This window comes from Delftia sp. GW456-R20 (assembly GCF_001622915.1).
GTDB classification, from domain to species: Bacteria; Pseudomonadota; Gammaproteobacteria; order Burkholderiales; family Burkholderiaceae_C; genus Comamonas; species Comamonas acidovorans.
This window is the reverse complement of the sequence record NZ_LWCN01000004.1, coordinates 1,497,298-1,510,000: the sequence shown is the minus strand read 5'-3', so window position 1 is coordinate 1,510,000 and position 12,703 is coordinate 1,497,298. Positions and strand designations below refer to the sequence as shown.

The following is a 12,703-nucleotide window of genomic DNA, read 5'->3' as shown; positions in this document are numbered from 1 at the left end:
TAGCGGATGAGCTGTGGATAGGGGTGAAAGGCTAAACAAACTTGGAAATAGCTGGTTCTCTCCGAAAACTATTTAGGTAGTGCCTCAAGTATTACCTGCGGGGGTAGAGCACTGTTTAGGCTAGGGGGTCATGGCGACTTACCAAACCTATGCAAACTCCGAATACCGCAGAGTACAGCTTGGGAGACAGAGCACCGGGTGCTAACGTCCGGACTCAAGAGGGAAACAACCCAGACCGCCAGCTAAGGTCCCTAAAATTGGCTAAGTGGGAAACGAAGTGGGAAGGCTAAAACAGTCAGGATGTTGGCTTAGAAGCAGCCATCATTTAAAGAAAGCGTAATAGCTCACTGATCGAGTCGTCCTGCGCGGAAGATGTAACGGGGCTAAGCCAGTTACCGAAGCTGCGGATTTGCAATTTATTGCAAGTGGTAGGAGAGCGTTCTGTAAGCCTGTGAAGGTGCCTGGTAACGGGTGCTGGAGGTATCAGAAGTGCGAATGCTGACATGAGTAGCGTTAAAGGGGGTGAAAAGCCCCCTCGCCGTAAGCGCAAGGTTTCCTACGCAACGTTCATCGGCGTAGGGTGAGTCGGCCCCTAAGGCGAGGCAGAGATGCGTAGCTGATGGGAAACAGGTCAATATTCCTGTACCGATGTGTAGTGCGATGTGGGGACGGAGAAGGTTAGCTCAGCCAACTGTTGGATATGTTGGTTCAAGCCTGTAGTCGTGCCTGGTAGGCAAATCCGCCGGGCTTAGATGAGGGGTGATAACGAGTCTGCTTGCAGACGAAGTGAGTGATACCCTGCTTCCAGGAAAAGCCACTAAGCTTCAGCTACACACGACCGTACCGCAAACCGACACTGGTGCGCGAGATGAGTATTCTAAGGCGCTTGAGAGAACTCTGGAGAAGGAACTCGGCAAATTGATACCGTAACTTCGGGAGAAGGTATGCCGCAAGTAGGTGAACTTGAACAAAGGGAGCCCAAAGCGGTTGCAAAAAATCGGTGGCTGCGACTGTTTAATAAAAACACAGCACTCTGCAAACACGAAAGTGGACGTATAGGGTGTGACGCCTGCCCGGTGCTGGAAGATTAAATGATGGGGTGCAAGCTCTTGATTGAAGTCCCAGTAAACGGCGGCCGTAACTATAACGGTCCTAAGGTAGCGAAATTCCTTGTCGGGTAAGTTCCGACCTGCACGAATGGCGTAACGATGGCCACACTGTCTCCTCCAGAGACTCAGCGAAGTTGAAATGTTTGTGATGATGCAATCTCCCCGCGGAAAGACGGAAAGACCCCATGAACCTTTACTGTAGCTTTGTATTGGATTTTGAACGGATCTGTGTAGGATAGGTGGGAGGCTTTGAAGTGAGGACGCTAGTTCTCATGGAGCCGACGTTGAAATACCACCCTGGTGCGTTTGAGGTTCTAACCCAGGTCCCTTATCGGGATCGGGGACAGTGCATGGTAGGCAGTTTGACTGGGGCGGTCTCCTCCCAAAGCGTAACGGAGGAGTTCGAAGGTACGCTAGTTACGGTCGGACATCGTGACGATAGTGCAATGGCATAAGCGTGCTTAACTGCGAGACTGACAAGTCGAGCAGATGCGAAAGCAGGACATAGTGATCCGGTGGTTCTGTATGGAAGGGCCATCGCTCAACGGATAAAAGGTACTCTGGGGATAACAGGCTGATACCGCCCAAGAGTTCATATCGACGGCGGTGTTTGGCACCTCGATGTCGGCTCATCTCATCCTGGGGCTGTAGTCGGTCCCAAGGGTATGGCTGTTCGCCATTTAAAGAGGTACGTGAGCTGGGTTTAAAACGTCGTGAGACAGTTTGGTCCCTATCTTCCGTGGGCGCTGCAGATTTGAGGAAGCCTGCTCCTAGTACGAGAGGACCGGAGTGGACACACCTCTGGTGTATCGGTTGTCACGCCAGTGGCATTGCCGAGTAGCTAAGTGTGGAAGAGATAACCGCTGAAAGCATCTAAGCGGGAAACTCGTTTCAAGATGAGATCTGCCGGGGCCTTGAGCCCCTGAAGAGTCGTTCAAGACCAGGACGTTGATAGGTCAGGTGTGGAAGCGCAGTAATGCGTTAAGCTAACTGATACTAATTGCTCGTGAGGCTTGACCCTATAACTTTGATGACGTGATCATCAAGGTGGTTATGCCAAGTAAGGCGCAGTCAAAATACAAAGCTGATTACAGACTCTATGAATTCGTTGTGTTGCTCCATGAGCAGCATGACAACAAGTTATGCCTGATGACCATAGCAAGTTGGTACCACTCCTTCCCATCCCGAACAGGACAGTGAAACGACTTTGCGCCGATGATAGTGCGGGTTCCCGTGTGAAAGTAGGTCATCGTCAGGCTCTTACAGCCCAAGAAACCCCGTAGCCCAAAGCTACGGGGTTTTTTGCTTGTTTGCGCAGAAGTACTTGTATCGTCGCCTGCGCGATGTGCGTGCGCCATGGTGGGCGCAAACGGCTTGAAAGATGAACATGCAACTGCAAGACATTCTGTATTCCCAAGGGTTCGGCATCCGCCGCGTGTGTTCGGGACTGGTCCAGCAGGGCTGGGTGGAACTGTGGGACACCGAGGCCAATGACTGGGTGCGTTGCCTCGACTCCACTCAGGACATCGATCCTGAAGGCCTGCGCTATCGCGTGCAGGGCGTGGAGTGGGCCTATCACGCGCTGGGCTATGTGCTGCTGCACAAGCCGGCGGGCACGGAGTGCTCGCAAAAACCGTCGACCTATCCGAGCATTTACTCGCTTTTGCCCTTGCCGCTGCGGCTGCGCCCGAACAAGGGTGCCGTGCAGGGCGTGCAGGCCGTGGGGCGGCTGGACCAGGACACGACGGGTCTGCTGCTGCTCAGCGATGACGGTCAGTTCATCCACCGCATGAGTTCGCCCAAGAAGCATGTGCCCAAGATCTATCGCGTGACCACCAAGCATCCGGTCGATGCCGGCCAGGTGCAGCGCCTGCTCGACGGCGTGGTGCTCGACGATGACCCCAAGCCCGTCAAGGCCGCTGCTTGTGAGCAGGTGAGCGAGCATGTGCTGGACCTCACGCTGACCGAAGGCAAGTACCACCAGGTCAAGCGCATGATCGCGGCCGTTGGCAATCGCGTCGAGGGCCTGCATCGCTGGAAGATCGGCGAGCTGGAGCTCACCGAGGACCTGCAGCCGGGCCAGTGGCGATGGTTGACGGCCGAGGACCTGGCCAAGCTCAAGGCCAAGTGAGGCAGGGGGCCGCGTTTCCATGATGAATTCCGCTGACCCTGGCCAGGGCTGGGCCCTGTTGTGCACTGCTTTCGATGCGCCCGTGCCGGATGCGCTGCGTATCCAGCAGGACGTGCTGATCGTGGTGGATAGCCGCGGCATGATCGATGCCGTGCTGGAGCGCGGTGATCCCCGCCGCGCCGCTCTGGAGGCCGCGCATGCGGCCGCAGGCACGCTGCAGCGCCTGCCCGAAGGCCAGTACCTTTTGCCCGGCATGGTGGACCTGCATGTGCATGCACCGCAATGGCCGCAAAGCGGCAAGGCCCTGGATGTGCCGCTGGAAACCTGGCTGCAGGAGTACACCTTTCCCCTGGAAGCGCGCTACAGCGATGCCGGCTTTGCCGCTTCGGTCTACGACAGCGTGGTGCGCACGCTGCTGGCCAATGGCACGACGACGGCCATGTACTTCGGCACCATCCACGCCGTGGGCAACCAGGTGCTCGCCGAACGCTGCCTGGCCCTGGGCCAGCGCGCCCTGGTGGGCAAGGTGGCGATGGACGAGCCGTCGCAATGCCCCCCGTACTACAAGGACGCCAGCGCCGCCGAAGGCATTGCCGAGACGGCGCGCTTCATCGACTGGCTGCGCCAGCATCCGGACAACGCGCAGCAGCGCGTGCTGCCGGTGATCACGCCGCGCTTCATTCCTTCGTGCACCGACGAGCTGCTGCGCGGCCTGGGCGACCTGGCTGGACGCACCGGCGCCCATGTGCAAACCCATTGCTCCGAGAGCGACTGGGCGCATGCCCATGTGCTGGAACGCCAGGGCCGCACCGATGCGCATGCGCTGCATGATTTCGGCCTGCTCACGCGCCGCACGGTCGTGGCCCATGCCAACTTCCTCACGGCCGATGACGTGGCACTGATGGCGCGCACGGGCGCCTCGGTAGCGCATTGCCCTCTGTCCAACTTCTATTTCGCCAACAGCGTGTTCCCGGCCCGCAGCGGCCGTGAGCAGGGCCTGGGCATGGGGCTGGCCACGGACATCTCGGGCGGCTACAGCCCCAGCATGTTCGATGCCTGCCGCCACGCCATGACGGCCTCGCTGGCCTTGCATGAGGGGGTGGACCCGGCCCTGGGCGCTTCGCAGCGCGGCAGGGCGGGGCAGGGCGTGCAGGCCCGCATCGACCACGTCTTTGCGCTGTGGCTGGCCACGGCGGCGGGGGGCGATGCGCTGGACCTGCCGATTGGCCGCATCGAGCCCGGCCACGCCATGGACGCCCTGGCCATCGACTGCCAGGGGCCTGACTCCAATGTCCAGATCTGGCCCGGCGCGGATGGCCCGGCCGACATTCTGCAAAAGATCATCCACCACGCCACGCGCGCCAATGTGGCCAGTACCTGGGTGCAGGGCGAGTGCGTGCACCGGCGCCAGGCCGCCGGCGCTGTCACTGCTGTCTGAGCGCCGCAGTCTTTGCGCTGCGGCCGTTTTCCGCATTTTTCCGTCCCATGACCGAACCGACCTCCTCCTACGAAGGGCGCCTGATCGCCCGCCCCGACGACCGCGTCTCGCTGTCACAGGCCCTGTTGCTGGGCCTGCAGCATGTGATGGCCATGGACGTGTATGTCGTGCCCTTCATCATTGCCTCGGCCTTGGCGCTGTCGCAAGCCGATGCGGCGTCCATGATCCAGTCCACCTTTCTTGCCGCAGGCGTGGGCACGCTGATCCAGACCGCCTGGTGCATGCGCATGCCTGTTGCGCAAGGGCCTTCCTACATTCCGCTGGGTGCCATCCTGGCCGTGGCCTTTGGCGCGGGCGGCGGCTTCGGCGGCATGGGAGCCGTCTATGGCGCGCTGATTCCGGGAGCTCTGATCGTCATCGCACTGGGTGCGCTGGGCTGGTTCCACCGCGTGATCCGCTGGCTGGTGCCGCCCATCGTCGGCGGCACCATCATCCTCGTGGTGGGGCTGTCGCTGTTGCCGATTGCGCTCAGCGCCAACGTGTTCTCGGTGCATGGCGGCATGACGGTCAACCAGTCCATTGCCCTGGCTTCGGTGTCGGCGGCGCTGCTGATCGCGGCCATGATGCTGGGCCTGCGCTTTGACAACCGGCTAGGCCGCTGGATGCGGCTGTCGTCGGTGATCATCGCGCTGGCCGGCGGCACGGCCGTGGCCTGGGCCATGGGCCTGTTCGCCTGGCAGCCGGTTGCGGATGCGCCCTGGCTTACGCTGCCCAAGCTGGCCGGCATCGACTACCCGCTGCAGTTCAGCCTGCCTGCCGTGCTGACCTTTGTCGTGATCTATCTGGTGGTCATGGCGGAAACCACGGGCACCTGGTTTGCGGTATCGGCCGTGATCAACCAGCCCATCACCAGCCGCCAGCTCGACCGTGGCGCCGTGGGCGAGGGCCTGAGCTGCAGCGTGGCCGCCCTGATAGGCGCCACGCCCGTCACCGGCTACTCCACCAATGCGGGCGTGATCTCGATCACCGGCGTGGCCAGCCGCATGGTTTTCATTGCAGCCGGCCTGGTGCTGGCCTGCCTGGGCTTTCTGGGCAAGTTCTCGGCGCTGATTGCGGCCATTCCCTCGCCCGTGATCGGCGGCATGTTCGCCGTGGTCTGCGTGACCATTGCCATGGCGGGTATCCGCATCCTGCGCCATGTGCGCCTGGACGAGCGCGCCATGCTGGTGGTGGGCGTGCCCATCATCTGCTCCTTCTTCGCCACGCTGGCTCCCAAAGACTGGGTCCAGACCCTGCCGGACATGCTGCAGTACCTGCTGGGCTCGGCCGTGACCGTGGGGGCCATGGCCGCCATGGTGATGAACCTCATCCTGCCGCGTGCGCAGGGGGACGACGCACCGGCCAAGGACCAGGTGGTCTGAACGCCGCAGGGGTCTGCGCCCGCAAACCCATGAGAAAAGGCCATGCGCAGTTGTTGCGCATGGCCTTTTTGCTGGAAGAGGCGTGAGGCGGGCAGGGCCGCAGGATTCAGCGCCGGTCCAGGTCGTCGATGGATGCGCTCCAGCGGCTGTCCCAGTTGCCGCGCTCGCGCACCTGGTCGATCTGGCGGCGGTCACGCTTGGTGGGGCGGCCGTCGTGCTGGTCGGCAATGCTGCTGGCGGGCTCGGGCGCCAGCCGGCGCTGCTCGGCCAGGCGCTCCCGCTCGGCCAGGCTTGCGGCGGTTTCTTCGTAGAGGGCCTGGGCCACGGGCGCGGGGCCGCGCATGCCGGACAGGCCACGAATGACCACGGTGCGCGGAATCTGGCCCTGGCGCAGCGCCACGGTGTCGCCGCAGCGCACCTCGCGCGCGGGCTTGACCAGGGCTCCGTTGACGGTGATGCGGCCCTTGCCGATCTCTTCTACCGCCAGGCTGCGCGTCTTGTAGAAACGCGCGCACCACAGCCATTTGTCCAGACGCATGGATTCGATATCGGTCATGGCGTTATTGTGCGCGCGGCGCGGGGTGCTTGCCAGTGGCCGGTTGCAGCGGAATCGCCACGTGCGCATGCAATCCGCAGACCAGGCCTTGCCGGTAGATGTTGCGCAGTTCGATGGCGCCGCCCAGCGTCTGCACGATCTCGTGGCAGATGGCCAGCCCCAGGCCCGAGCCGCTGCGCGCATTGCCGGCCGAGAACGGCTGGAACAGCCGCTGGGCCAGGTCGCTGTCTATGCCTGGCCCGCTGTCGCGCAGGCTGAGCACGGCCTGGCTGCCGGCCTGGTGCACGCTGATGTGCAGGCTGCCGGCCGCAGGCATGTGGCGTATGGCGTTGTGCAGCAGGTTGCGCGTGAGTTCGCGCAGCATCCATTCATGGGCCGGCACGGGGCAGGGTTCGGTGTCTATGGAGAAGTCGATGTCCTGCTCGGCAATCAGCGGCGACAGCTCGATGGCCACGTCGCGCACCACTTCGTCCAGCAGGCTGGGGGCGGGCGATGCCGGCTCGGCGCTGTCTTCCTGCCGTAGCTGCTCGACCTTGGCCAGCGCCAGCATCTGATTGGCCAGCCGCGTGGCGCGGTCCACGGTGGCGCCGATTTCCTCGAAGGCCTGCTCGGCCGGCACATCGCCGCGCTGGGCCGACTGCAGCTGGGCCTTGAGCACGGCCAGCGGCGTGCGCAACTGGTGCGATGCATCGCGCACAAAGCGCTTCTGGTCCGACAGCAGCTGTCGCAGCCGCAGCATGAGCTGGTTGATGGCCTCCAGCAGGGGCTGCAATTCGCGCGGCGCAGCGGGGGCCGACAGCGGGCTCAGGTCGCCGCGCGGGCGCGAGCGCAGGTCGCTGCTGAGCTGGCGCACGGGCTGGGTGGCCCGCTGCACCACAAAGATCACGATCAGCGCCACGGCAGCCACCAGCAGTGCCTGGCGTGCCAGCGTGGTGCGCAGGATCTGCAGGGCCAGGGTCTCGCGCAGCTCCAGCGTCTCGGCCACCTGGATCACGGCCATGCCGCGCCCCTTGGCGCTGGCCACGGGCTGCAGCAGCACGGCCATGCGCACGGGCCGGCCGCGGAACTGTGCGTCGTAGAAATCGACCAGGGCCGCGTAGGGCGGGCGCTGGGGGATGACGCCGTGCCACATGGGCAGCTCGCCAAAGCCCGACACCATTTCCCCGTCCAGCGTGGAGACGCGGTAGAACATGCGGCTCTGGTTGTCGGCCTCGAAGATCTCCAGCGCCGAGTAGGGAACGATGGCATGCAACTGGGCGGACTCGTCATAGCCCGTCACATCCAGCTGCTCGCTGATGCTCTTGGCCGAGGCCAGCAGCGTGCGGTCATAGGCCGTGTTCAGCGCAGCCAGAGTCTGGTGGTACAGGCTCCAGGTATTGAAACCAATGAACAGAATGACGGGTACGAGAATGCCCGTCAGCAGCTGGCGGCGCAGCGACCAGGGCTGGCGCGCGCGGGCGGGGGCGGGAAGGGGAAGACCGGGGTCGCGCATGGGCTTGCGGTGCTGGAATGCGGCAATGCGTCAGGCCGACTCGGCCTTGAGCAGATAGCCCAGGCCGCGCAGCGTGACCAGTTGCACGCCCGTGCCCGACAGCTTCTTGCGCAGCCGGTAGGCGACGACTTCCACGGCCTCGTACTGCACGTCGGACTCGCCGGGAAACACCAGCGCGAACAGCCGCTCCTTGGCCACGGCATGGCCGGGGCGCGCCAGCAGGGCGTGCATCAGGGCCAGCTCGCGGGGCGTCAGCTCCATGATCTCGCCATCGCGGTGGATGGCGCCGCTGGTCTTGTCGTAGCGCAGCGCGCCCATGGCAATGGTCTCGGGCGGCGGCTTGGGCGCGAAGCTGTCGCTGCTGCGGCGCAGCAGGGCGCGCAGCCGGGCCTCCAGCTCGTCGAGGTCGAAGGGCTTGGCCAGGTAGTCGTCCGCTCCGGCGTTCAGGCCCAGCACGCGGTCGCCCACGGTGCCGCGCGCGGTCAGGATGAGCACGGGCGTACGCAGGCCCTGGCCGCGCGCACGCTCCAGCACCTGCAGGCCGTCCAGGCCGGGCAGGCTCAAATCCAGCACCACGGCGTCGGGCTCGCGCACCAGCCACTGCGCCAGGGCCGAGGGGCCGTCGGCCGCCGTCTCCACCTGGATGCCGCGCCGGATCAGCGTGCGCTGCAGCGTGGTGCGCATGGCGTTGTCATCTTCTACGAGCAGCAATTGCATGGCCCGCACGTTAGCACCGGGCGCGATGCAGGCCATCGCGCCAAGAGCGATCTAGGGATTCCCCTAGGGGTTTGGACAGCCATTTGACAGGTAGCGAACCGATCATCGACAGCCTTACAACACAAGGAGTCAAACCATGCGTCGTGATACTTTTCTGAAGTCGCTGGCCGCACTGGCCGCCGCAGGCAGCCTGCCGCTGTCTGCCCAGGCTGCGGTCGCCGTCAAGATGATGCTGCCGGCCAACCCCGGCGGCGGCTGGGACACCACGGGCCGTGCCCTGGGCAAGGCTTTGCAGGACGCTGGTCAGGCTGCTTCCGTCACCTATGACAACAAGGGCGGCGCCGCTGGCGCCATCGGTCTTGCGCAGTTCGTCAACGGCAGCAAGGGCGATCCCAACGCCATGATGGTCATGGGCGCCGTCATGCTGGGCGGCATCATCACGGGCAAGCCGCCCGTGAACCTGACGCAGGCCACGCCGCTGGCGCGCCTGACCAGCGAATACAACGTGTTCGTGCTGCCCGCCAACTCGCCCTTCAAGAACATGGCCGAGGTGATCGCCCAGCTCAAGAAGGACCCGGGCTCCGTCAAGTGGGGCGGCGGCTCGCGCGGCTCCACCGAGCACATTGCGGCGGCCATGATCGCGCGTGAAGTCGGCGTCGATCCCTCCAAGATCAACTACGTGGCTTTCCGTGGAGGCGGCGAGGCCATCTCCGCCATCCTGGGTGGCAACGTCACCGTGGGCGGCAGCGGCTTCAGCGAGTTCGCCGAGTACATCAGCACCGGCAAGATGAAGCCCATCGGCGTGACCTCGGGCCAGCGCCTGAAGGGCGTGGACGTGCCCACGCTCAAGGAGCAGGGCATCAACGTCGAGATCGGCAACTGGCGCGGCGTGTACGGCGCGCCCGGCATCACCAAGCCCCAGCGCGACGCGCTGGTCGCCATGCTGGAGAAGGCCACCAAGAGCAAGGCCTGGGCCGAGGCTCTGCAGAAGAACGACTGGACGCCCGCGTGGCTGGCCGGCGATGCCTTCGGCGAGTTCGTGGACCAGGAGTTCGCGAGCCTGCGCGCCACCATGGTTAAGTCCGGCATGGTGTGATCGCACGGCTGCACCGGCCTCTTGCGGGGCCGGTGCGGCCACAGGCCCGCACTCCTGCGGGCCACGGCAGGCGCCAGTCGCAGCGCCTGCTTCAAGAAGCGGAAGATGCCCGCGCGCCGCGCCAGCGGCCCGCTGGCCCCGGCGGCTTAATTTTTTCCCCACGTCTGCAGCGGTGGCCGGCCCGGTCGCCGGTTCCGCTGCGGCCAGGAACTGACCATGTCCGAGTCCTCACAACCCAATCCACTTGCCACGGATGCCGCCCAGGCCGATGAGCCCAGCGGCTTTCCCTCGGTTCGCGCGCAGACCATCGTCGGCTCTGGCGTGCTGCTCGTCGCTGCAGGCCTGGCCTTCGGCGCGCTGCAGATCCCTTCCGACTCCGGCTACGGCGGCGTCGGCCCCAATTTCCTGCCCTGGCTGTGCGCCGTGGTGCTCGCGGTCTGCGGCGCCTGGCTGGTCTGGGAGGCGCGCACGGGCGGCTACCGCGAAGCCTCTGCCCCTGGCGGCCATCCACGCGCCGACATCGGCGCCTTCGTCTGGGTGTCGGCCGGCCTGATGGTCAACGCCGCGCTGATCGGCACGGCGGGCTTCATCGTCAGCTGCACCATCTGCTACGTGCTGGCCGTGCAGGGCCTGCGCCGTGCTGGCGGCCAGGCCCAGGCGGGCGCACCCATCACCTGGGTCAAGGACGTGGTCACCGGGCTGCTCATCTCGGCGCCCGTGTTCTGGGCCTTCACGCAATTCCTGGCAATCAACCTGCCGGGCCTGACTGAGACAGGGTGGCTGTAATGGAAATCTTTGACGCACTGATGGCGGGCTTCGCCACCGCCATCACACCCGCCAACCTGCTGTGGGCTCTGGTCGGCTGCGCCCTGGGCACGGCCGTGGGCGTGCTGCCCGGCATCGGCCCGGCCGTGGCCGTGGCCATGCTGCTGCCCATTACCGCCAAGGTCGAGGTCACCGCCTCGATGATCTTCTTCGCGGGCATCTACTACGGCGCCATGTATGGCGGCTCCACCACCTCCATCCTGCTGAACACGCCCGGGGAGACCGCGAGCATGGTCACGGCCATGGAGGGCAACAAGATGGCCAAGAGCGGCCGCGCGGGCGCCGCGCTGGCCACCTCCGCCATCGGCTCCTTCGTGGCCGGTACCGTGGCCACCGTGGTCGTCACGCTGTTCGCACCGTCGGTCGCCGACTTCGCCGTCAAGCTAGGCCCGCCCGAGTACTTCATGCTGATGGTGCTGGCCTTCACCACCGTCAGTGCCGTGCTCGGCCAAAGCGCGCTGCGCGGCATGACGGCCCTGTTCCTGGGGCTGGCGCTGGGCTGCATCGGCATGGACCAGATCTCGGGCGCTGCGCGCTACACCATGGGCAAGATGGAACTGCTGGACGGCGTGGACATCGTGCTCGTGGCCGTGGGCCTGTTCGCCGTGGCCGAGGTGCTGTATGCCGCCATGTACGAAGGCAAGGTCGTCGATACGCAAAACAGGATGGGCCGCGTGCACATGACCGGCCGTGACTGGAAGCGTTCGTGGCCCGCCTGGCTGCGCGGCACCGTCATCGGCACACCCTTCGGCTGCATCCCTGCCGGCGGCACCGAGATCCCCACCTTCCTGAGCTACGCCACCGAAAAGAAGCTGGCCAAGGGTGAGAACCGTGCCGAGTTCGGCACCAAGGGCGCCATTGAAGGCGTGGCCGGCCCCGAGGCCGCCAACAACGCCACCGTGACCGCCGCGCTGATCCCGCTGCTGACCCTGGGCATTCCCACCAGCAACACCACGGCCGTGCTGCTGGGCGCGTTCCAGAACTACGGCATCAACCCCGGCCCGCAGCTGTTCAGCTCGTCCGCCGCCCTGGTCTGGGCGTTGATCGCCTCGCTGTACATCGGCAACCTGATGCTGCTGGTGCTCAACCTGCCCATGGTGGGCCTGTGGGTCAAGCTGCTCAAGATCCCGCGTCCCCAGCTGTACGCAGGCATCCTGATCTTCGCCACCGTGGGTGCCTACGGCATGCGCCAGAGCGCCTTCGACCTGTTCCTGCTGTACGGCATCGGCGTGCTGGGCGTGATCATGCGCCGCTTCGACTTCCCCACTGCGCCCGTCGTGGTCGGCATGATCCTGGGCCCCTTGGCCGAGGCACAGATGCGCAATGCCGTGTCCATCGGCGAAGGCAGCTGGTGGATCTTCCTGCAGCGCCCCATGTCGCTGACGCTGATCATCATCGTGGCCTGCGTGCTCATCGTGCCGCGCGTGCTCAAGCGCCTGCAGCCCAAGCCCTCGCCGGAGGCGGCTGCCGGCTGATGCCAACCCGTTGCTAGCCGGCCCGGCGGTGCCACGCATGGCGCCCCGGGCCCCTGACAGCCCCTGCCTTTCGAGGCAGGGGCTTTTTTTATTGGCGCGCCTTGATGCGGGTCAGCAGGCGCCTCATCCCCATTGCACCAATGGCATGAGAAATTTATCGATATGTCCTTCCATTGGTGAGGCGGCATTCAATTGCTGATGTATCCAAGATAATCAATTTGCTTACATTTATAAGAGGAGTCTGACGCATAAATCAATTGCGCCATTGCCAGTGGCCTGTCTATGATTCCCGCTCATCGAGAGAGGGAGCCGTCCGTAGGGCGGTTGACACAATGACACGACCATTTGCCATCCGCACGCCATGGGGCGAGCCACTGCATTCTCATGAAATGCCTGGCCATCAGAGAATCCGCCACTGTTTCCATCTACCCGGAATGAGGCAA

The 12,703-nt window shown here is 64.4% G+C and carries 9 protein-coding genes and 2 rRNA genes (1 of these 11 cut by a window edge); 8 read left to right on the top strand and 3 right to left on the bottom strand.

Translation table 11 applies throughout. From position 1 onward, the window contains the following. From A4F85_RS12130 to A4F85_RS12110, 5 genes are all read left to right on the top strand, one after another. Positions 1-2,130, top strand: a 23S ribosomal RNA gene (locus tag A4F85_RS12130); it begins 743 nt to the left of the window's first position. Positions 2,131-2,254: 124 nt separating this feature from the next. Next, positions 2,255-2,367: ribosomal RNA gene (gene rrf, locus A4F85_RS12125) — 5S ribosomal RNA — on the top strand. A gap of 129 nt (positions 2,368-2,496) precedes the next feature. Then, on the top strand, positions 2,497-3,240 hold the full coding sequence (locus A4F85_RS12120) for a 16S rRNA pseudouridine(516) synthase (RefSeq protein WP_013803370.1): 744 nt from the start codon (positions 2,497-2,499) through the stop codon (positions 3,238-3,240). A 19-nt stretch (positions 3,241-3,259) separates the two neighbouring features. Beyond that, a complete protein-coding gene (guaD, locus tag A4F85_RS12115) occupies positions 3,260-4,678 on the top strand; it encodes a guanine deaminase (RefSeq protein WP_063326717.1) in 1,419 nt (472 codons plus the stop codon). A 47-nt stretch (positions 4,679-4,725) separates the two neighbouring features. Further along, positions 4,726-6,099 (top strand): uracil-xanthine permease family protein, encoded by a 1,374-nt coding sequence (locus A4F85_RS12110; protein ID WP_063326716.1) that lies wholly within the window; start codon positions 4,726-4,728, stop codon positions 6,097-6,099. Between the two features lie 106 nt (positions 6,100-6,205). Here the strand turns inward: A4F85_RS12110 and A4F85_RS12105 are convergent, their stop codons facing one another. From A4F85_RS12105 to A4F85_RS12095, 3 genes are read right to left on the bottom strand one after another with little or no spacing between them, the layout of a single operon-like run. Then, positions 6,206-6,655, bottom strand: a complete 450-nt coding sequence (locus tag A4F85_RS12105) for an RNA-binding S4 domain-containing protein (RefSeq protein ID WP_063326715.1) — start codon at positions 6,653-6,655, stop codon at positions 6,206-6,208. Positions 6,656-6,659: 4 nt separating this feature from the next. Further along, entirely contained in the window at positions 6,660-8,147 is a 1,488-nt protein-coding gene (locus A4F85_RS12100; protein WP_013803366.1) for a sensor histidine kinase, read from the bottom strand. Between the two features lie 30 nt (positions 8,148-8,177). After that, positions 8,178-8,900, bottom strand: coding sequence for a response regulator transcription factor (locus A4F85_RS12095; protein ID WP_012204436.1), 723 nt, complete (start codon positions 8,898-8,900; stop codon positions 8,178-8,180). A gap of 100 nt (positions 8,901-9,000) precedes the next feature. Between A4F85_RS12095 and A4F85_RS12090 the strand changes: the two genes are divergently transcribed. From A4F85_RS12090 to A4F85_RS12080, 3 genes are all read left to right on the top strand, one after another. Continuing rightward, positions 9,001-9,960 carry a Bug family tripartite tricarboxylate transporter substrate binding protein gene (locus tag A4F85_RS12090; RefSeq protein WP_013803365.1) on the top strand — a complete coding sequence of 320 codons (960 nt, stop codon included), beginning with the start codon at positions 9,001-9,003 and terminating at the stop codon, positions 9,958-9,960. Between the two features lie 216 nt (positions 9,961-10,176). Further along, entirely contained in the window at positions 10,177-10,746 is a 570-nt protein-coding gene (locus A4F85_RS12085) for a tripartite tricarboxylate transporter TctB family protein (RefSeq protein ID WP_063326714.1), read from the top strand. Next, positions 10,746-12,260 carry a tripartite tricarboxylate transporter permease gene (locus A4F85_RS12080; RefSeq protein WP_012204439.1) on the top strand — a complete coding sequence of 505 codons (1,515 nt, stop codon included), beginning with the start codon at positions 10,746-10,748 and terminating at the stop codon, positions 12,258-12,260. The genes A4F85_RS12085 and A4F85_RS12080 overlap by 1 nt, the downstream gene beginning before the upstream one ends. Positions 12,261-12,703: the final 443 nt, after the last annotated feature.